Annotated in this window: 14 protein-coding genes; 4 read left to right on the top strand and 10 right to left on the bottom strand. The window is 46.8% G+C overall.

The genetic code is table 11. The annotated features are described in order from the left end of the window. Nucleotides 1-4: 4 nt before the first annotated feature. The 3 genes from ACUJFL_RS01410 to ACUJFL_RS01400 are packed head-to-tail and all read right to left on the bottom strand — an operon-like array spanning nt 5 to nt 2,630. Complete coding sequence (locus ACUJFL_RS01410) at nt 5-781, bottom strand: LytR/AlgR family response regulator transcription factor (RefSeq protein ID WP_445425854.1); 777 nt, start codon at nt 779-781, stop codon at nt 5-7. Further along, nucleotides 774-1,826, bottom strand: a complete 1,053-nt coding sequence (locus tag ACUJFL_RS01405; protein WP_445428266.1) for a sensor histidine kinase — start codon at nt 1,824-1,826, stop codon at nt 774-776. Before ACUJFL_RS01405 ends, ACUJFL_RS01410 begins: the two co-directional genes overlap by 8 nt. Before the next feature lie 57 nt (nt 1,827-1,883). After that, on the bottom strand, nt 1,884-2,630 hold the full coding sequence (locus tag ACUJFL_RS01400; protein ID WP_445428265.1) for a hypothetical protein: 747 nt from the start codon (nt 2,628-2,630) through the stop codon (nt 1,884-1,886). 285 nt (nt 2,631-2,915) lie between these two features. On the opposite strand from ACUJFL_RS01400, the gene msrA reads away from it, so the two are divergent. Beyond that, nucleotides 2,916-4,121 carry a peptide-methionine (S)-S-oxide reductase MsrA gene (msrA, locus tag ACUJFL_RS01395; protein ID WP_445429050.1) on the top strand — a complete coding sequence of 402 codons (1,206 nt, stop codon included), beginning with the start codon at nt 2,916-2,918 and terminating at the stop codon, nt 4,119-4,121. 177 nt (nt 4,122-4,298) lie between these two features. Next, entirely contained in the window at nt 4,299-4,472 is a 174-nt protein-coding gene (locus ACUJFL_RS01390) for a DUF3012 domain-containing protein (protein ID WP_226750620.1), read from the top strand. On the opposite strand, the gene ACUJFL_RS01385 is transcribed toward ACUJFL_RS01390, so the two are convergent. Together ACUJFL_RS01385 and ACUJFL_RS01380 are read right to left on the bottom strand one after the other, a co-directional pair. Further along, nucleotides 4,469-4,936: a methylated-DNA--[protein]-cysteine S-methyltransferase gene (locus tag ACUJFL_RS01385; RefSeq protein ID WP_445428264.1), complete on the bottom strand. Its 468-nt coding sequence runs from the start codon at nt 4,934-4,936 to the stop codon at nt 4,469-4,471. The two genes, ACUJFL_RS01390 and ACUJFL_RS01385, sit on opposite strands and share 4 nt — an antisense overlap. 349 nt (nt 4,937-5,285) lie before the next feature. After that, a complete protein-coding gene (locus ACUJFL_RS01380) occupies nt 5,286-6,857 on the bottom strand; it encodes an FGGY-family carbohydrate kinase (RefSeq protein WP_445428263.1) in 1,572 nt (523 codons plus the stop codon). A gap of 240 nt (nt 6,858-7,097) precedes the next feature. Between ACUJFL_RS01380 and ACUJFL_RS01375 the strand changes: the two genes are divergently transcribed. Together ACUJFL_RS01375 and ACUJFL_RS01370 are read left to right on the top strand one after the other, a co-directional pair. Further along, nucleotides 7,098-8,372: a sugar MFS transporter gene (locus ACUJFL_RS01375; RefSeq protein WP_226750623.1), complete on the top strand. Its 1,275-nt coding sequence runs from the start codon at nt 7,098-7,100 to the stop codon at nt 8,370-8,372. Nucleotides 8,373-8,374: 2 nt separating this feature from the next. Then, on the top strand, nt 8,375-10,909 hold the full coding sequence (locus ACUJFL_RS01370) for a glycoside hydrolase family 3 protein (protein ID WP_445428262.1): 2,535 nt from the start codon (nt 8,375-8,377) through the stop codon (nt 10,907-10,909). A gap of 551 nt (nt 10,910-11,460) precedes the next feature. Here ACUJFL_RS01370 and ACUJFL_RS01365 read toward each other — a convergent pair. The 5 genes from ACUJFL_RS01365 to ACUJFL_RS01345 all read right to left on the bottom strand — a co-directional run bounded on the left by ACUJFL_RS01365 (nt 11,461) and on the right by ACUJFL_RS01345 (nt 21,071). Further along, on the bottom strand, nt 11,461-14,406 hold the full coding sequence (locus ACUJFL_RS01365) for a TonB-dependent receptor (protein ID WP_445428261.1): 2,946 nt from the start codon (nt 14,404-14,406) through the stop codon (nt 11,461-11,463). A 25-nt stretch (nt 14,407-14,431) separates the two neighbouring features. Continuing rightward, nucleotides 14,432-17,080, bottom strand: coding sequence for a family 16 glycosylhydrolase (locus tag ACUJFL_RS01360; protein WP_445428260.1), 2,649 nt, complete (start codon nt 17,078-17,080; stop codon nt 14,432-14,434). A 240-nt stretch (nt 17,081-17,320) separates the two neighbouring features. Beyond that, nucleotides 17,321-18,616, bottom strand: a complete 1,296-nt coding sequence (locus ACUJFL_RS01355) for an MFS transporter (RefSeq protein ID WP_445428259.1) — start codon at nt 18,614-18,616, stop codon at nt 17,321-17,323. 82 nt (nt 18,617-18,698) lie between these two features. After that, entirely contained in the window at nt 18,699-19,700 is a 1,002-nt protein-coding gene (locus ACUJFL_RS01350; RefSeq protein ID WP_226750628.1) for a LacI family DNA-binding transcriptional regulator, read from the bottom strand. A gap of 45 nt (nt 19,701-19,745) precedes the next feature. After that, entirely contained in the window at nt 19,746-21,071 is a 1,326-nt protein-coding gene (locus ACUJFL_RS01345; protein WP_306177454.1) for a glycoside-pentoside-hexuronide (GPH):cation symporter, read from the bottom strand. Between the last annotated feature and the right edge of the window lie 16 nt (nt 21,072-21,087).

The raw sequence follows: 21,087 nt of genomic DNA, 5'->3' as shown, positions 1-21,087 counted from the left end.
GCAACTAAATACCCAACCAGCGACTAAACTCGCTGGTTCGGCTTTGGCTGGTTTTTAACTGCACGCCAGAACGAAGAAAGACCGTGAGCGTATTTTTACAAAAGCGCTCTAACCGCTCAATGTAATGCGTTTGCACTAATTCGCTGCGATTAATTCGAAAAAAACGTTGCGGATCTAAAATCGCCTCTACCGCTTGCAAGCTCGTGTAAGGCAAATAATGCCGCTTTCCTGCCGCATCAAACGCCATAATCAGGCCACCATCAGCTTGGATATAGCTGATATCGGCTATATCCAAAAAGTAAATCTGTTGCTGCTGCCGTATCGCTATGCGCGTGGCATAACTGGCCACGGCAGGGGTTGCAGGCCACTGCGCTAAGAAGGCAGTCAGCTTGGAGAGATCAGGCTGCGCAGTAACGGTTTTGGCACTTAATAAGCGAAATTTCTGCCAAGCCTGCAACAGCTTTTCACTGTTATAGGGTTTAAGTAAATAGGAAATGCCCTGACTATCAAAAGCCGACAACATAAATTGATCATAAGCGGTAATAAAAATCAGCGGGCAGCGAGGCGGAATTTGTTGATAAGTGGTCAGCACATTGCCATCCGCCAGCTCGATATCAGAAAAAATCACATCAACAGCCTGGCCGCTCGTTAAAAAAGCGGCCGTTTCTTTTATTGTCGCCAGTTCAGCGACGACTTCCATCGGATCAGGTAATTCGGCAATCAACCGCCGTAACTTGCTACGCGCCAATGGCTCATCTTCCACAATGGCTACCCTAAACACGTTGCTGCTCCTCTAATAACGGCAAGCTTACACTAAAGCGCTGATTTGCCTGACTGATATCTAAATTACGGCCGGTTAAAAACAAAAACTGTTTAGCTAAATTTGTTAGACCGATACCATTACCGCTACGTGATTTTTTGGCGCTCGGCTGTAACGGGTTACGGACCACCACACGTTGTTGCTGTAGTGAAATATCCACCAGCAACGGCGCTGCCAGGCTGCCTTGGTTATGTAAAAACACATTCTCGAGTAATAACTGCAAACTAAAGGGTGGCATCAAGCTTTGATTGGAGCGCAAAGCCGGATCAATGACCAACTGATAACCAGGTCCAACACGAGTTTGCATTAATTTAAAATAATATTCCGCAAACTCTATCTCTTGTGCCAGCGGCACTAACTGCTGCGTAGCATTGTGCATAGATAACCGATAGAGCGCGGCAAAGTCATGCAAATAGCGGCTGGCCTGTTTTTGATCGACACTGATCAACTCATCTAAAGTGTTTAACGCGTTAAAAATAAAGTGCGGGTTCAGTTGCGCTTTTAATTGCTGAATAGTTAATTGCGCCAGCTGTTGATTATAATCGGCAACTTGTTGTTGATAACGACTGGCCGCCTGCCAATGATAACGCGCCAAATAAATACCAGCGAATAACACCACATCGACAATATCACCTAAATTTTTGCTTAACAGCAAATTCGGTGAGAAATTACGTTCGACAGTGTTAAACATCAAGGAAATCAGAACACTAATGCTGTTATTAGCGGCTAAATAGACTAGCAGAGAGACAAAGATAATCTGCAACATCTTCAACCAACTGAGCTGGCCGTCATCGTTATGTTGAAACCGGTTTAAGCAATAACGCACCAACAAAAAAATAAGCAAGGCGGAAAAAAACGTGACAATGGGCGCTTCGGGCGTAAAGGTATACCAAGACACCATACCCGCTCGCACGCGGTTACTAATGACTAAAAAATAACTAAAGCAGAAAATACCTAGTAAAAAAGGCCGGTCAACTTGTAAGTAGGCGTAAAACCGCTGCAACATAATCAGTTCCTGTCTGTCCTTGGAAAGTGACAAAGGCGGCCATTGCCGCCTTATCCATTATTTAGCCGCAGTACTTGACCATGAACGCGTCACTTCGCCGGCTGCGTCCATAAACTTTAACTGCACTTCATCGTTTTCGTCTACATAAAACATCGCACGTGGCGAACCATCTTTAGCAAAAAGAAACAAACCATTGTTTTGCTGTGCAGTTTTTCCTAATAAGATACGGGGTGCGCCGCCAATTAGTCCGGCATCTTGATATTCTTGTATCTTCTGCCGTTTTAGTGATTGATCGGTAATTTGTGCCAACTCGCGCATAATTTTCCGCACGCCATCTTGGGTTTCTGCTGCAGGACGATCATTAAAAGCCAACCCAGAGCGAATAATACGCTTATCACCACGCTGTTCATCAACGGTTAGCAGCTGCATGACTTGATCACCATCGTATTTATCGAAAGTCATCGACATGCCCGCGCTATGACCGTTCGCATTTTTCGCACCATCGTAAATAAAACCACCGGCTTCCATACCCTCTTCATTAAAAAACAACATGCCGGCGCGCTTTTTACGATCCTCGTTTAACACCTTGCCATTCACTTCTTCGGTAGTAGGAAAGCGCGCAGTGTTCGTTAACAGCATTCTCACGGTACCATCCGCTTCAATAATGTTTAAGCGCTCAACGGTTAAGGTCTCAAAACGCCCGTCATTAGATGATTTCATACCCATCAAACATAAACTTAAAGACAAAACTAAGCTGGTCAAAGCGGTAACGCGCAATACTTTTACTTCGTGTTCAATTTTCATCGTTATTTACCTATTGGTTGTTTGGCTTGCAGTGAGTATTAGCAAAGACCTCAGAGGCAACAAGGCACTTCGGCTTAGCTAAGGAAAGCATCTGATAAACGCAGGAAAATAAAGGATGAAACAAACACTCTCTCGGTAACAACCCGAACTGATTGGCATTGAAATGGTCTATCCCCAATAACGCAACGTAGATTAAAACTCGTCATTGAGGGCAGTAACATGCGTATTTTAAGCAACATCGTTAGCAGCTTTTTGTTCAGTATTTTCTTTTTAACCACGCCATTAATGGCAACTACACCGCAAGCCAGTATGCAGCTTGAAACCATAGTGCTGGGCGCCGGTTGCTTTTGGGGTGTAGAAAAACGCTTCGAAGCGATGCCAGGGGTCACGGATGTGCAGTCAGGTTACGCCGGTGGCAATGGTGTGGAACCAAGCTATCGGGTGATTACCCAGCAGCGCAACAAATTTAACCCTAATAACCATGCCGAAGTGGTTCGAGTGACTTTTCAACCTGAATTAGTCAGCCTCGAAACCTTGTTACAGCGCTTTTATGAAATGCATGATCCCACACAGCGCAATCGCCAAGGTAATGATGTGGGTACGCAATATCGCTCGGCCATTTTCTTTCAAAATGAACAGCAACAAAAAATCGCTAAGCAAGTGACGGCGCAATATCAGCCTCTGCTTACGGCAGCCGGTTATGGCGAGATCCAAACGCAAATACAGCCATTAAACCAATTTTTTCCCGCCGAAGATTTTCATCAAGATTACATCGCCAAAAATCCCAATGGCTATTGCCCAGATCATGCAACCGGCGTGCGCTTTGATAGCTCAAATGTTACCGCCGCGCCGGCGGTGGACAACAGCGCTTTATTAAAAGGCAAACACATTGTGATGATTGATGCTGCGGAATATTGCCCATATTGCGAAAAATTCAAAGCCAATGTCAGCAGTAAATATCAGGGTAAGATCCCGCTACATTATCGCTTAGCCAGCCAGTTAGAGGGTTTAACCATCACCACGCCCACTTGGGCAACCCCCACCCTGTTATTTATCGAAAACGGGGTAGAAGTCTTTGGCGTACAAGGCTATATGGAGCCAGAGGTATTTTATAAGGCATTGGGTTTATTCAGTGTCGGTGCTGATAGCGAAAGTTATCAAGTGGCCTTTCAAAGTGATACCGACCGGCCTTTCTGTAAACAATATGAAATATTTAAAAATACCCCTGACGGCGTATTTGTTGATGCGTTTAGCGGCGCACCGTTATTTGACACCCGAGATCGTTTTAACTCGGGCAGCGGTTGGTTATCCTTTAAAAAAGCGATTGATGGCGCGGTAACCACCCGCACTGATTACAGCCATGGCATGATCCGCACCGAAATTGTGGCGGCGGTATCAGGTATTCATTTAGGACATCGCTTTAATGATGGCCCGAATGGCACGACACGCTATTGCATTAATGCTACCGTGCTAGAGTTTGTACCACGCTAACCCGTCGCATTTGGCAGGCTAAGCTAAAAAGCTATAGCCTGCTTTTATTTTGCAAAAACACCCCGCAATATTTCTCTGACAAAATGCCGTTGAAAACGCTACACTGCTAAAGCGTTTTACAGCGCTGCGCTTCTGCATATTGCAGCACCTATTAATATGAATTATCAGGAAGATATTATGAAAAAACTTTCCCTAGCATTATTGGCCAGTGTGGTGTTATTAGCAGGTTGTGCACCTGAAGTGGGTTCAAAGAAATGGTGTGAACAGATGGATACCAAAGCTAAAGGCGATTGGACAGCCAATGAAGCCAAAGATTATGCCAAGCATTGTATTCTGCGCTCTGACGATTAATACTTTAGACCGCTAACCCCTTCATGCGCCAATAACCAAGCTTTTTTATCAACGCCACCGGCATAGCCGGTGAGTGTTTTATTGGCGCCGATAACGCGATGGCAAGGCACAATAATCGAAATCGGGTTTTTACTATTGGCTAAACCCACCGCGCGCATACCTTTTGGATTACCAATTTGTTTGGCGATATCACCATAACTGGCGGTTTGGCCATAGGGTACGGTGAGAAGCGCCTGCCATACATGCTGCTGAAAAGGAGTGCCCTCTGCCGCCAGCGGTAATTGAAACACCGTTAACTCACCGGCAAAGTAAGCGGCCAACTGGGCTTTCGCTTCGCGCGTCCATTGCGGTTCAGTGCTCGGCTGCTGTTGTCTTTGGCAAAACGTCACCGCGATCACGCCGACCTCGCTCGCTACAATTTCTACTAAGCCCAGCGGGCTCGCTAAGTAATCAATACCTTGCATCTTTATCTCTCTGCGCCATGTTGGCGCTACTCAATGTTCAAACTATGTGCAAAGGATAACCGTGACTGTAGTGGTCTAGTAAAACCCGCCCGCATTGATGTAAAAAAACCAGTGGCGTGCATAGTGATAAGAAACCGCCATGTCGCTGCAGCTGAGTACGTAACGCTGCAAGCTGCATATTGACACGTCACAATTGAAATCCTAACTGATCATTGCTGATTAATATACCGCGATAACGAATGCTGACGCCCGCTTTTCGGCTCAAACACCTCCGACCACACTCTGAGACAGGTTGGACCACACTCAGACACCGGTCTGACCTGTCTCAGAGTGCGGTTGGACCAGTGGGTTAGGTAGGGTAACCGGTGATGTCGCGGATTTTGTTATACAGCGGCTGGAGTTGGCGGTACATTTTCAAATACACTTCCCGATACAGTCGTTGATATTGCGCAGCGTTAACCGGATCAGGCAAATAACGCTGCGGTAAACGGCACATGGCAGCAATAGCGCTGGGGTAACTCGGGTAGCGGCCTAAACCCACCATGGCTGAGATCGCCGCGCCTAGCGCTGACGTTTCGTGGGTGTGCGGGCACTCAACCGGCAGATTAAAGACGTTCGCGGTTATTTGCAGAACTTCAACGCTTTTAGCACCACCACCCGATACACGCAGCGTTTGAATAGGTTGGCCATTTCGCCGTTGCAGCCGCTCGCTGCCTTCTTTTAAGGCATAGACTAACCCTTCAATAATGGCACGATAGACATGGGCCCGCTCATGCACATCACTAAAACCAATCATCGCGCCTTTCGCTTCAGGCCCCGGAAAAGTAATACCCGGTGACCAATATGGCTGGAGCATTAATCCCATACTGCCGGCAGGTACAGCTTTTAACAGCGCATCAAACAGTTGCTCAGGCTCTATCCCTTGCTCTGTAGCCGCTTGTCGCTCCTGCAAACCAAACTGTTCTTTAAACCAACTGACTAGCCAAAACCCGCGATGAATCATCACCTCACTGGTATAAGCATTCCCGTGCGCAGCTGGATAGGCGGGTAACCAGCGTTGCGGTTCTACATAGCGCGAGTTTACTGTGGTGATGGTGGCAGTAGTGCCATAACTGATACAACCGATATCGGGCGTTAACCCGCCACACCCTAACACTTCACAGGCTTTATCCGATCCGGCCGCCAATAGCGATAATCCTGCTGGTAAACCCAAATCAGCCGCAGCCTCTGCACAGAGTTTTCCTATTGGCTCACCCGCTGCGACTAAACGGGGCAGCTGATGGGGTTGTATCGATAATGCTCGCCACTTCCAGCTAAAACGGCTGGCCCAACGTTGTCGTTTAAAATTAAAAGGCAAATAGCCAACTTGTGCTGCTGTGCAATCGGTAAGTTCGCCGGTTAAGCGCCAACTTAAATAACCTGACAGCAATACATAATGCGCGGTCTGCTGCCAAATGGCTGGTTCGTTACTGGCTAGCCAGTTTGAAGGAGCGCGTGTTTGAAATCGGCTTACAATGGCCGCTGCACCAACGAACTTAAATAGTACTCGACGCCACCCCAGAGGAGGCAACTGACTCGCTTGTCGTTGATCAAGCCAAATAATGGCAGGCCGTAAGGGCTTTTTGTCTTTATCTAGACAAAACATCGTGCCTCGTTGGGTAGTTAACGTCATAGCCGCTAAAGCAGAAGCTGGAATAGCACTTACTTGCCATAGCTGCTGACACGCTTGTTGTAACGCTTGCCAATAGCTGGCCGCTGTTAATTCTGCAAAACCAGGCGAGGTAGTTTGATAGGCCGGCATCGGCTGCTGGCCTTTTGCCAAGATGTTGCCATGCTGATCAATAATGATTGCTCGCACACTTTGCGTACCAAAATCAATGCTTAGTATGTAGGTCGGTTTACTAGAGGCTAGTGTGGTCATGATATAGCTTATTACCTTTACGCTTTGCCAAGCAGAGTAACGGATAGCTTCGTGAGATACCATACACAACACAAAGCCTACCGAGTAAAAAGTTGTATCTTTTTTCTGCAAAAAAACCGCGGCTAAATACCGAAAAACATTGCTATCAGCAGTCAATGTGCTATAAATGAAAGCGCTTACATTAAAAAGACGCCAATAGACAAGACGTCAATTAACAACCCAAAAGACAAGGGAGCCTTTATGGCAGCATCACCTCTATCAAACCCGGCCGAAACGCATATGCAAAACAACCCGGGGAATTACCGTTTTGCACTCACGGCACTGACCACATTGTTCTTTATGTGGGGCTTTATTACCTGTCTGAATGACATTTTAATTCCCTACCTAAAGCAATTATTTGACCTGAGTTATACCCAGGCCATGTTGATCCAATTTTGCTTTTTTAGTGCTTATTTTATTGTCTCTGTACCCGCAGGGATTTTGGTTGGCCGCATCGGCTATCAAGCAGGTATTGTCACTGGTCTACTGATTGCAGGCGCGGGCTGTTTGTTGTTTTATCCAGCCGCTGAAATGCATGTGTATGGGCTGTTCTTATTGGCGCTGTTTGTATTAGCGTCCGGAATTACCATTCTGCAAGTTGCAGCAAACCCCTACGTTAGCGCCCTTGGTAGAGCAGAAACCGCGTCTAGCCGTTTGACGATGACGCAAGCCTTTAACTCGCTGGGTACGACAGTGGCGCCATTCTTTGGTGCCTGGTTAATCTTTGGTGGTAAAGATGCCCCAGTCCCTACCGCTACTGAAGTGACAGAATCAACTGTGCAACTGCCTTACCTATTATTAGCGGCAAGCTTAGTTGTTTTAGCGATTATTTTTGTTTGGTTAAAACTACCCGCCATGGGCAAAAAAGCGCCCAGTGCAGCAGTACCGCTGCAAGGTAGTGCCTGGAAACAACGGCATTTAGTATTAGGCGCGGTGGGTATTTTTGTTTATGTCGGTGCCGAAGTGAGCATTGGTAGCTTTTTAGCTATTTACTTATCGTTACCTGAAATTGGCAACATGACGACGGCCGCCGCTTCACACTATATTTCCTGGTATTTCGGTGGTGCTATGGTAGGCCGCTTTATTGGTGCCGCGGTAATGCAAAAAGTAGATGCGGGTAAAGCGCTGGCATTCAATGCTATCACTGCCGTGTTATTACTGGCCTTAACTATGCTAAGTGAAGGCCAATTGGCCATGTGGTCATTACTGTTTATTGGCCTATGTAACTCTATTATGTTCCCAACCATTTTTAGTTTGGCGATCAACGGTTTAAAACATATGACCAGTCAAGGCTCTGGTATTTTGTGCCTCGCTATTGTCGGTGGCGCCATTTTACCTTTAGCGCAAGGCGCCTTAGCCGACCGAATTGGCGTACAACCGGCCTTTATCCTGCCACTACTTTGTTACATTTACATCGCTTATTACGGCTTGATTGGTTCAAAACCTCAGGTTGTTACAGACGCAGCTAAGGATTGATGATGAAACTTAAGACCTCCCTTAACCGCCAAACCCTGCTACTTACCTTGACGAGCACCTTAGTGCTAGCCGGGTGTAATAAGGCGGTAACACCACCAGACACTGAACAACCAGTAAACATCTGGCCAGTACTGAATTTACCCGTGGCACAAGATCCCAACATTGAGCAAGCCATTACTGAGTTAATGGCACAGATGACCTTAGAGCAAAAAATTGCGCAGATGATCCAGCCGGAAATTCGTGATATTACCGTGGAAGATATGCGCAAATATGGTTTCGGTTCATACCTAAATGGCGGCGGCGCTTTTCCTAACGATGATAAATATGCCACGCCAGCCGATTGGACCGCCTTAGCAGAAAAAATGTACCAAGCGTCAATTGATGACAGTTTAGATGGCAGCAAAATCCCAACTATGTGGGGTACTGACGCAGTACATGGTCACAATAACGTGATTGGCGCGACGATTTTCCCACATAACATCGGTTTGGGTGCGGCCAACAACCCAGCGCTAATTGAGCAAATTGCTGAGGCTACGGCACGCGAGGTGATGGCGACGGGCATTGATTGGGTGTTTGCACCCACCGTTGCGGTAGTGCGAGACGATCGTTGGGGCAGAACCTATGAAGGCTATGCTGAAGATCCGACCATCGTACGCAACTATGCTGCAGCCATTGTGCGCGGCTTACAAGGTGCAGCCGATGCAGATTTTCTGGGCGATCGTCGCGTGATCAGCACCGTTAAACACTTTGTTGGCGATGGCGGCACCACCGGCGGTATCGACCAAGGGAATACCGAAGTCAGCGAACAAGAACTGTTTGAAATTCATGCCCAAGGCTATGTGGGCGGCTTGCAAGCCGGTGCACAAAGCGTGATGGCCTCCTTTAATAGCTGGAACGGTAGCAAAATTCACGGCAATGGCTATTTGTTAACAGATGTGCTGAAAAAGCGTATGGGTTTTGATGGCTTTATCGTGGGTGATTGGAATGGTCATGGCCAAATTCCTGGTTGTACCAACGATAACTGCCCACAAGCAGCCAATGCCGGTTTAGATATCTACATGGTACCTACCGCAGCGTGGAAGCCGCTTTACTACAATTTGATTGAGCAAGTAAAAAGCGGTGTGATCAATCAAGAACGTGTGGATGATGCGGTTCGCCGTATCTTACGCGTGAAAAAGCGCGCCGGTCTTTTTGATAAGCCCAGCCCCGCCAATCGCCCATTAGCCGGTCGCATTGAACTGATTGGTGCGGCAGAGCACCGTGCGGTAGCCCGTGATGCGGTGCGTCAGTCCTTGGTGTTATTGAAAAACCAAAATAATCTACTGCCATTAAACCCAACGCAACGCATTTTAGTAACAGGCCCAGGCGCAGATAATATCGGCCAACAATCAGGTGGCTGGACTATTAGCTGGCAAGGCACCGGTAACACCAACGCCGACTTCCCCGGTGGTACCTCCATCTATGCGGGGATCCAGCAACAAGTTAGTGCAGCGGGTGGTAGCACTGAGTTATCAACTGATGGCAGCTTCTTGCAAAAACCCGATGTGGCCATCGTGGTGTTTGGTGAAGAGCCTTATGCAGAAGGTAACGGTGATATCGATAACCTAGAATACCAACGTGGTAATAAAGCTGATTTAGCTTTACTGCAACAGCTTAAAGCACAAGGTATTCCTGTGGTGTCATTGTTTATCAGTGGCCGAGGCATGTGGGTCAACCCAGAGCTTAACGCCTCTGACGCCTTTGTCGCGGTATGGTTACCGGGCAGTGAAGGCGCAGGTGTGGCCGATGTGATTTTAGCAAAAGCAGACGGCACACCGCAGTATGACTTCCACGGTAAATTATCGTTCTCATGGCCTGCTAACCCGCAGCAAACGACGGTCAATGTTGGTGATGCCGATTATGCACCTCTGCTGCCATTTGGTTTTGGTTTACGTTATGGCGAAGCAGATGTGTTAGGTAATCAATTGTCTGAAGATGCTGGTGATGCTGCTGGAGAAACCGAAATGGCCATTTTTGAGCGCGCTCCGCGTTCACCTTGGCAATTACAATTACGTAGCGGTACTGACACGGTGACCGTTGGCAGTAGCGTACAACAGCTAGGAAGTATCAGCAGCCGTACCTTTGATAATCTGGTACAAGAAGATGCGCGCCGCTTTGAATTTACAGGTGAAGAAACTGCTAGCTTAATTTTTGGTAGTCCGTTTCCACGTGATTTGCGAGCCTTTGGCAGCGCAGAAAGCGTGTTAAGTTTAACTGTGCAGCGCCATGGCGCAGTACCGGATAGCGTATTATTAGGCATGCAGTGTGGTGCAGATTGTACGGCTAGCCAAAATATTGCTGCCGCACTCGCCGCTATGCCAGAAAACGAATGGCAGCAGCTCACTCTTAATATCAGCTGCTTTCAACAGCAGGGCTTAAATTTGGCTCAGGTGTTTGAAGTATTCAGTATCAGTACTTCAGGCCAGCTGCAATTAAGCCTGTCAGATGCACGCATTACCAGTAATGCCAGCACCACTGCGCTGAGTTGTGATATGTAAAGCGCCTTTGCCGTATAAAGCCCAGCTACCTCGCTGGGCTTTTTTATGCTTGCGATTTTCAGCCTCGTTTTGCTACTTGATGCACAGAACCGTTGTCGCATTTTGCTTACTAATCCCTTCGCACTGGATTATGGTTATCCTTATATCGTCTCATTGCCAAAAGCTTATTCTATGCAACTCATTGGCGCCTTCTCGCCACTCAACCGCTCACTTTAAGGGTGCCTCTACTGTGCTGTCTGTTACACCCTTTGTTATTCAATTGCCGCTCAGCGCGTATCCTTGTTAAACCTTACTGACCTATTGCAAGGTGAGCTCTACCTATAAGAGGTGGGTTGACATGTCGCAGGTAAATTCAAGTGGTATTGGCCGTAATGTAAACAAGAGCAGGGGGTTGAGCATGAAGAGTAACGGCGCGGATAGCCGCAAGAAAAGACACTCAGCAAACAGCGTAGCAGCATGATACGCCAAGCTCATTTGGTTTTAATACAAAGGTTAAGGCAAAAAAAGTGCCCGCAAGCGGGCACTAAAGAAACAACAGGGAGAAGCAACGCTTAGAACCGGTAACGGGCACCTAAGATATAACGTGGACCATATTGACGAGCAAACAGGAACTGCTCTTCGTAACGGCCATAACCTTGCTCGGTTTCATTTGTTAGGTTGATCCCTTCAAAGAACACGGTAAAGTTATCAGTGACATCTTTGTTGATGCTGATGTCCCATTGCGCATAAGCCTTAGCAAACTGCGGTGGTGCATCAGACGAACCTTGGCTCTGGCCTACCCCGATTAAATAACTGTCACGCCAAGCGTAAGTTAATTTTACTGACCAACCATAGTCTTCATAGAATAACTGTAAGTTAGCAGAGTTACTCAGGCCGACCAACGGTGTTTGTTGCGTTAAACTTTCAATATCAAATTCAACGTCACCGTTAACGATGGTACCGTTAACACCAAAACCAAAACCGGTTTCACCCAGCATATGCTGCCAAGCGGCTTCGATACCATCTACCGTCTTAGTATCATCGATGTTTTGTGGTTGGCTAATACTCCAAACAATTAACGGATCAGCACTGGTCGGTGCAATTGCACCGTTAGCATCACCATGGCCATTGGCTAACAACTGATTATAAATAGCCGTGTCGGTAGGTTGTTCACCGCGCGCCGTAATATCAGCAACCGCTTGTTGATAACGTGGACCATTTAGAATGTCATTTAAACCTTCGATAGTAATATCTGTAATGGTATTACCGATAAAGTTTTTCACGCTCTTCCGATAGTAACCAATGGCGGCATAACTACCCGGTGCGTAATAATACTCTAGGCTTAAATCGAGGTTCGTTGACTCATACGGTTGCAGATTAGTATTACCCTGGCCACCACTACGCGAACCGGGTTTTGGACTACCACTTAAACTACGACCGCCAGCCAAAGCACCTAAAGGTGCGCGAGTGATGCTTTTACCAATTGATAAACGACTGACTAAGTCGTCAGTAATATCAACCCGTAAATCCATCATCGGCAATAACACGTTATGCGAACCGGTCAAGGTTAAGTAGTTGGCATCACCCGGCTCATATTGCATGATCCATTCAGATGGGCTAACCCAATTTACTTGGCGCTCTACATCTTGCAGCACCGTACTTGTCACATCGGTTTGTTCATAGCGAACACCAACATTCAGCTGTACCGGGAAATCTGCCACTTCAAATTCCCATGCAGATTGTAGGTAGATACTGTCTGTTACTTCTTGTACATAACTTTCGCCGTAAGGGCCATAAAAGGCATCTGGCACATACGCATTGTCGCCTAGCAGTGTTTCAGTTAAATAAGCCGTTTGTCGAGCCACGGCTTCATCGTAGCTATAGCTGTAGTAATAATTACTGACTAAGCCATTGCCACCACCGGCAAATTGATCAAGGAAGTTACCGGTATCACGCCGAGTAAACATGCCGTCTGGGAAAATAAACGTATAGCTTGGGTTAAAGCCTGGGCCACCACGTAAGCCACTCCAAGCGTTTGAACCACTTAAATTTTGATCAGTACGAGCGATACCGCCTTTAATTGAAACCAACGGAATATTAAAGCTCGAGTTAAACCAAGTGCTATCCAACTGAAACTGTTGAATATCTGACTCACCTGGTGAATCAAAAAACTGACTAAAGTTAGAATCAATTTCACCTGGGTTTAATACATTGCTACCGTTACGCCATAAAATGTACGCTTGCGGGATCTCACCGGTACGGTAATCATAAAACTTAGTAATAAGTTGATCAGAACCTAAGATCACCTGGCCGCTATTACCGCTGCCTTTATCGGCACCGTTATCGGTTTTATTGTTGGAATCATGAAAGTCGAAACTGACGTTCAAATTATCGGTGATCTGCCAATCCATATTAAAACCGATAGACGCAGCTTTAACTTCAGTGGTGCCTTTACTCGCAGTAAAAGAACCATCATCACCGCTGATATCAGCAAAAATGGCAGTACCGCGCTCATCTAACTCATAAGCATTGATGTTATCGCCAAAGTTATTCCAAATACCCCAACCAATACTTTCACTACCAACTATCGCACGGCTGCCAGTGTAATCAAGGGTAAAGGTAATATCATCAGTAGCCGCATATTGAAAGGTAAGCTGACCGGTCGTTCTTTCCCGTTGAAAATCAGCAATGCCGTAATTCATATCTTTTGGAAAGAAGTAATTGCCCGTTGGTAAACCATCGGCTCCCAGTGGCCGCCGATCGATAACCTCAGTAGGGTTACTAGGTAGCGGCACATTTGCTTGCCAACCTTGAACGTTGGCATTTTGGATTTGGAAATCACGACGGGCCGAAGCAAAAGACACCGCTACACCAAAACGATCATCCGCAAAGGTATTGCTGTATAACGCAGAAAACTCAGGGGTGACATCTTCGCCAACTTCATTAGAGCTGTCATGCACAGCTTTACCCATCATGGCAAATTTCTCGCCTGGGCTTGATAGCGGTTTCGAGGTAACGATGTTCACGGTAGCACCTAGGCCACCGCTCGGGTTTTCTGCTCTCGCAGTTTTGTATACTTCCAGGGCGCTAACGCCCTCAGAAGACAGGTTTTCTAAGTTAAAGGAACGGGTAAAACCGGTACCGGGCATCTGACGACCATTTAAGGTGATCAGGTTAAACTCAGGGCCGAAACCCCGAACGGTAATTTGGCTACCTTCACCATTTACTCGGCTTACCGAAACACCCGTAATGCGTTGTAATGATTCAGCTAAGTTCGTGTCTGGGAATTTACCCATCTCTTCAGAAGAAATTGCATCAACGACACCTGACGATTCACGCTTAACGTCCATTGAACGAGCTAGACTTCCCCGAATACCGCGGACTTCGATTATTTCAACTTGCGGCTCAGCTTCAGCAGCAGTTGCTTCTTGTGCCTGTAATGGCAGCATCATACCGGCAGTCAATACTACAGATACCGCTGCAGCTACTCGACTCTTAGTAAAAGTTATTGGTTTCATAATTATCCTACTCTTGTCGCACTGCTTAGTTATTGGCAATTTTTACGTTATCAATTTGATATACCGCGCCCTGGCCTGTACCCCACGCAGGGAAGACCATTAACACATTGATATCACTGATATCGAGGCCGGCATCAAAAAGACTTTGCAGTGAAAAACGATAAGTGGCCCACTCACCCGTAACCGGAGCTTGGTTATTATTACCAGAGGCCAAGGGTAACTCGACCGCGGTAGCTGCACCTGTTGACTCTACTTTGAAGAACCACGTGCTGCTGGTATTGGCTGGCGCAGTTACCACCCGCATATCAAAGCTAATGCTGCCATTGGCTAACAGTGGCGTGGCATTAAAGGCGCCATCGGCTTTTGCTAAGAAGCCCAATACGGTTTCTGGCCAACCCAAAATTTCAAACTGAGCCACATTGCCATACGGCGCACCTGCATCAACCACTTTTGGCGTTGAACCGGCACAACAGTCCCATAGATCCCACTGCGCATTGACGTTATTGCTGAACACATTAAGCGAACCATCACCGTCAGCCGCAGCGTTTGGATTGAAGATTTTTACGTTATCAACACGGAATACCGCACCGTTGCCGGTATCCCAAGCAGGGAAGATCATCAAGACATCGATTGAGCTGATATCTAAACCCGCATCAAACAAACTTTGGATACTAAAGGTGTACGTTGCCCACTGACCTGTTACCGGAGCTTGACCCGCATTACCAGCACTTAATGGCAGTTCTACGGCTGAATCACCCCCTGCAGCTTCAATTTTAAACATCCACGTTGAATTAGCATTTGCTGGTGCATTAACTACTTTCACTTCAAACTGCACCACACCTTCAGCTAACAGGGCTGACGCATCAAAAGCCGTACCTGAACCTAAAGGCGCACGGTTGAAGAAACCTAATACGGTAGGTTGAGGACCCACGGTAAATTCAGCCACAGTACCATGCGCTTCATCGTCCATCACTTCAATTGGGGTGCTACCACCACAACAATCCCATAATGGCCACGCTGGATTCGTTTGATCAGTGAAGATCACTAATTCAGGTGAGCTGCTCGGCTGAGAAATTTTTACATTGTCCATTCGATATACTGCGCCATTACCAGTATCCCAAGCAGGAAACACCATCAGCACATCAATAGCGGACAAGTCTAAACCTGCTGCATCTAGTGCTTTTAAAGGGAAGGTATAAGTTTGCCATTGGCCTGTGACCGGAGCCACACCTTCAGAACTCGCGGTAATCGGTAATTCAACAAAAGTGGTGTTTTCGTTACTTTCTACTTTAAACATCCAAGTAGAAGCCGAGTTAGATGGCGCTGATACCACTTGCATATCAAAACTGATGCTGCCGTTTTCAATTAACGGTGATGCATCAAACGGCGAAGCCTGACCATTTGGATCGGTGATGAAAGCAGAGCGCGTGATAAAGCCATTTACGGTAGGTTGTGGACCCACTAAAAATTCATAAACATTACCACGGTCGGCATCAACAACCAGCGCTGGGGTAGAACCACCACAACAATCCCAAGCCGGCCAGTTTGGATTAGGCGTGCCATCAAAAATAGTCAAATTACGGGCTATGCCGTCTGAAGGTGGCACTGGAATAGGCGCCTTACCTTCAACTAAGGTTTCGGCATCTTTGTAGCCAGCACGAATGGTTTCACAACCTTTACCGGTGTTAGGGTTTTGGTCGCATTGATACACGCGCACCCATTCCACTTCCATAGTTTGACCATTTGCTAAAGCTGCTTCGTCAATACCTAAGTTATTCACGTTTTCTGGCCAGTTGCCACCAACAGCCAAGTTCATAATTAAGTAAAAACGCTGATCAAAGGGTGCATTATTCCACTGAGTTTCTAGCTCACCGGTAACATTATTAAAGTTTTCAACAAACCAGCCACGGTGGCTTAAACCGATAGCTTCACCTTTGCTGTTGGTACGAACCTTTGAGGCCATTTGCGTTTGATACAAATAATCGTTTACATACCAACGAATTTCGCCTTCCTGCCACTCAATGGCATAAGTATTGAAACCATCGGCTGGATTGGCCGAAGGTAAACTGTATTCTTTACCGCTATTCACATTATTAGGTGAATCTTTACCATAATGCAGCGTGCCGTAGACTTTGTTTTCTACTACACCGTCGCCGTCTACGGTTTTTAAGTTTACCGCTTCAACAATGTCGATTTCGCCTGATTTTGGCCAACCGCCATATACTTCGTCCGTCGACATCATCCACACAGCTGGCCAAGTACCTTGACCCGACGGCATTTTTGCCCGAACTTCAATACGGCCATAACGCCAATCACCCTGATAACGGGTGTTTAGCCGAGCTGAAGTGTAAGGTTGTGGTGCACCCTCTGCTGCAGGTTTAGCCACAATTTTTAAGCTACCGTTAGAAACAAAAACATTTTCTGGGCTATCGGTATAGCATTGTTTTTCCTGATTTCCGCCGCCCAAACAGTTAATTTCAAAATTCCATTTACGACGATCGATACTAGTGCCATCAAATTCATCGCTCCAGACCAGTTTCCAATCAGATACTGGCTGCTCGGTGTTGACAGCGGTAAAGTCTGAGTTCGTTGTAACGTCTCCGCCACATGCACTTAAACCCGCCAGCAGCGCCAAAGCGGCTAGGGGTTTAGCGTTATTCATTATTTTAGTCATACCCTGAGTTCCTGTTTTTAACCTTGTCACGCCGGCATTTGCCCACAGCAAAGCACCCAATTTCATGTAAGCGCTTACATAAATTAGGCCAATATCATGTAACAGTCAATCAGCTGTTTAAAAAAACCTCAAAAAATATTGGTGAATCTGTGCCGAAAAAAGCACGGCTGTGAGCTGATCAAAAATTCAGCAATGCATACAGCACTGGCAAGAAACCTAGTTCAGGGGGCATACGCTGTGTTATGTCGCAGAAAGACGAAAAGTAAAACAAATGGCTACAAGGCTCAGCAACGCAAAGAAACACAGTACAGCGGTTACTGACCATGCAGCAAACAAGGCCGCTATTGCGCCTACAAGCAACAATAACACGCCCATCAGGCTATTACTTAAGGCAACATATTCGGTGCGTTGGTTACCGGTGGCGATATCAACTAAATACGTTTTACGCCCCAACCTCACCCCAGCATGACTGATGTTTAACCACACAAAGAGTAAAGGGTAAAACCAACTATTCTCAGCAGCGGGTAAATAAACAATCGGCAACACACAGCCCAACATGGTGAAAACCGCGGCCAGTTGCAGTACTTGTTTACTGCTTCGATCAGCAGCTTTTCCCCAAAGACTGGCGCTAACGGCACCTGCCACGCTGCTGGCGAGTAACAGTAACATTAAGGTTTGATGGCTATTATTTTGTTGTTGCGCCAATAACACGACAAAGGGTTGCACTAAGGCTGAACTTAACAACAAACCGCGACAGATAATAAAATTACGTAGCACCTTATCGGTTTTTAATTTACGCACATTTTGCCACGCCGCTTGCATTGCATTAACGCCGCCGTCGCTGGCGCCAGCTTGCTCGCGGATCGCTGAAAACAGTGCGCTTGCGCCAAACCATAATAGCGCTGCTGCCAACAAAAAACCGGCATAAAACCAGCTATGGTGGCTATCTTGCTGCAATAACCATAAAGATATGATTGCGGTGATAACACCTGAAACAGACGTAGCTAAGCCACTTAAACGGCCGCGTCGCCCTTTGGGTACGGTTTTACCCAAGACATCTTTTTGCGCCACCGAATTCAAACCCCGCGCCAAACTAAAACAAGCTAGCAGTATTAGAATAGCGACACCCGCTTGACGCCCCTCGAGCCAAAGGGCAACCAGCGCCATCCCTAGCAAACTGCTAGCTTGCAACACACTGCCCAACACCAAAAAAGCTTTACGTTTAGCAAAGCGCCTAACGTAGGCCCCAATCATTAACTGCGGCAACATTGAACCTGACTCGCGCAGCGGCACCAACCAAGCGATAAAACTGGCTGGCGTACCAAGTGAGGTCAGTAACCACGTTAAGATGGTTTTTGGATTAGCTAATAAGTCGGCTAAGGCGGTGCAGCATTGACTGCATAACAACAATAAATAATTGTTCGGTAAGGCAGTACAAACCTCATCAGGGATATCCTTGCAGGCACGGCCATCAGTATCATCGGCCAACAACTGATAGAGCTGTTTGGTCGGTTTTGCTGCTGGCTGATCTGGCATAGACACTCCAAAATCGGACAAAGCCTTTACAAAGGCTAAACCGCGGCCATCGCCAATGATTGACCCCGGTAATGAGATAGAACTAAATGATAAGGTGAGTTGAGTCGCGACTGATTAAATACGGTTCAAACACTTGCTGCACCTCGGTATCCGCTTGCTGATAAACCTGACTAAGCACCCAACGTGCCGCCATATGCCCCATTGCACTGATCGGATAATCAATGGTGGTTAATTTAGGATAGGTGTAATAAGCAAAGTTAACGTTATCAAACCCGACAACAGAAAAATCTTCAGGCACGCGATAACCTAGCTCACGCGCTGTCGTCAGTGCACCAGAAGCCATTTCGTCGTTAGCACAAACCACCGCGGTAAAGGGCTGTTTGCTTGCAATGATACTCTGTAAGCCTTCGCTACCACCCGTTTCTCGAAAGTCGCCTTCAAAAAATAACCCGGTATTTAGCGCGCAGTGAAACTCTTGTAATGCCCGCTGGTGTCCAGCATAACGCTCGCGCGCATCCGTTTTCCACATTGGGCCAGCAATATAGGCAATCTGCCGATGTCCTTGCTCTAATAAATGCTGAGTGGCGAGATACCCACCCAATTCGTTATTTAAACTGATACAGCGATCGGCTAAGGCATCGATATGCCGGTTTAACAACACAAAAGGCGTATCACCTTGCGCCAACTCAATAAGATAGTCATCAGATACCGCTTCGACATGCAAAATAAGTGCGTCGCAATTGCGGCTTTTTAAAAACTCAATACCGTCTTGCTCGGTTTCTCGTTCACTGTGGCCCGCAGCAATAATCACGTGCTTACCCGCAGCACGAAACTCGGCTTCAATACCGGTTAACATCGCACCATAAAAAGGACCATGTAACTCAGAAACTAAAATACCAATACTATTAGAGCAATTAGAAGCCAATGATTGTGCAATACTATTAGGCCGATAACCTAGCTCTGCCATTGCCGCCAATACTTTTGTCCGTGTGGCTTGCCGCACCGGCGTATTATTGTTCATCACACGCGATACCGTCGCCAGCGACACACCCGCCGCTTTTGCCACTTCATAAATGGTTGCCATTTGCGTCCTATTAGCCAAAATTTAACCTCGTTAGCTTAGCACTCGCTAGTGTCGAGCAGCAAGATCAGTGGCGATTTGCTGTACACGGGCATTATACAAGGTATAGCGCGTCATCACGATGGCAACTAACACCGAACAGACGGCTGGCCAGAAAGTAAAGCTAAGTAGTAAGCCGTTCAGCGTTTCGGCAGATTGTGCCTGATTGGCTTGATAACCGTAAACTGCTAACAACCACCCCGCTAAAGCACCACCGACCGCTAAACCTAATTTAATAAAAAATACGATAGAGGAATACACCAAGCCGGTCACTCGAATACCTGTTTTGTAATGACCATAATCAACCGTATCGGCCATTTTTGCCCATAATAACGGCGTAGCCATTTGCAGGAAGAAACTCCAGAAAAAGTGCAGAGCAAACGCCATTTTGATTTGCTCGGGGCTGATAAAGAAACCCAGCACACAGATCACGGCTGAAATAAGTTGCAAGCCAATATAAGCTTTTACTTTATCCACTTTAGTGGACAACCATTGCGCCATCGCCACACCGGCGATATTACCGATCATACCCAGCGTAACAAAGGAGGTGACCAGATCGTCTCGACCTAAAAAATATTTTACGTAATAAATCGCCAGAGTATTTCGCAACACCATACCGGTTAACAAAAATAGCGCAGCAACACATAAAATACGCCACTGATCGTTTTGCCATAAAGTCGACATGCCACTGCGTAATGTGATTTTTTGATTCGCTGGCGCGTGAACTCGTTCACGAGTACCGGCAAAACAGAGCAAAAACAGTATCATGCCTAATAGGCTCATGGCGGCGATGGTCCATTGATAACCCCGCGCCTGATCGCCCTGACCAAAGTATTCTACCAAGGGCAAGGTACAGGCGGTTACTAACAAGCCCCCTAACATACCAAAGATAAAACGATACGTTTGCACCGAAACGCGCTCATTCGGATCGGCCGTTAATACGCCACCCAGTGCTGAGTATGGAATGTTAATCGCGGTATAGGCCAGCATCAGCAGGGTATATGTGGCAAAGGCGTACCAGACTTTACCGTTTTCAGAAAAATCTGGGGTGGTAAAAGCTAAAACACTACAGAAGGCGAAAGGCAACGCCAGCCAAAGTAAGTAAGGCCGATATTTACCATGTCGACTTTTAGTGTTATCGGCCAGTGCGCCCATTAACGGATCGGTCACGGCATCAATGATCCGCACTAACAAAAACATACTGCCGACGATAGCGGGCGAAATACCAAAAATATCGGTGTAAAAAAACGTTAGAAACAACATCACTGTTTGAAAAATGATGTTACTGGCCGTGTCACCTAGGCCGTAGGCTATTTTTTCTTTTTTACTCAGCATAACCGCTCCTGCAAAC

This window comes from Alishewanella sp. HL-SH05 (genome assembly GCF_052655985.1).
This window is presented reverse-complemented; position numbering and strand designations above follow the sequence as displayed.

Bases quoted from the DNA above. Each gene is read 5' to 3' on its own strand.
- ACUJFL_RS01405 (WP_445428266.1), bottom strand. From the start codon at position 1,826: ATGTTGCAGCGGTTTTACGCCTACTTACAAGTTGACCGGCCTTTTTTA.
- ACUJFL_RS01400 (WP_445428265.1), bottom strand. From the start codon at position 2,630: ATGAAAATTGAACACGAAGTAAAAGTATTGCGCGTTACCGCTTTGACC.
- msrA (WP_445429050.1), top strand. From the start codon at position 2,916: ATGGCAACTACACCGCAAGCCAGTATGCAGCTTGAAACCATAGTGCTG.
- ACUJFL_RS01390 (WP_226750620.1), top strand. From the start codon at position 4,299: ATGAAAAAACTTTCCCTAGCATTATTGGCCAGTGTGGTGTTATTAGCA.
- ACUJFL_RS01385 (WP_445428264.1), bottom strand. From the start codon at position 4,936: ATGCAAGGTATTGATTACTTAGCGAGCCCGCTGGGCTTAGTAGAAATT.
- ACUJFL_RS01380 (WP_445428263.1), bottom strand. From the start codon at position 6,857: ATGACCACACTAGCCTCTAGTAAACCGACCTACATACTAAGCATTGAT.
- ACUJFL_RS01375 (WP_226750623.1), top strand. From the start codon at position 7,098: ATGGCAGCATCACCTCTATCAAACCCGGCCGAAACGCATATGCAAAAC.
- ACUJFL_RS01370 (WP_445428262.1), top strand. From the start codon at position 8,375: ATGAAACTTAAGACCTCCCTTAACCGCCAAACCCTGCTACTTACCTTG.
- ACUJFL_RS01365 (WP_445428261.1), bottom strand. From the start codon at position 14,406: ATGAAACCAATAACTTTTACTAAGAGTCGAGTAGCTGCAGCGGTATCT.
- ACUJFL_RS01360 (WP_445428260.1), bottom strand. From the start codon at position 17,080: ATGACTAAAATAATGAATAACGCTAAACCCCTAGCCGCTTTGGCGCTG.
- ACUJFL_RS01355 (WP_445428259.1), bottom strand. From the start codon at position 18,616: ATGCCAGATCAGCCAGCAGCAAAACCGACCAAACAGCTCTATCAGTTG.
- ACUJFL_RS01350 (WP_226750628.1), bottom strand. From the start codon at position 19,700: ATGGCAACCATTTATGAAGTGGCAAAAGCGGCGGGTGTGTCGCTGGCG.
- ACUJFL_RS01345 (WP_306177454.1), bottom strand. From the start codon at position 21,071: ATGCTGAGTAAAAAAGAAAAAATAGCCTACGGCCTAGGTGACACGGCC.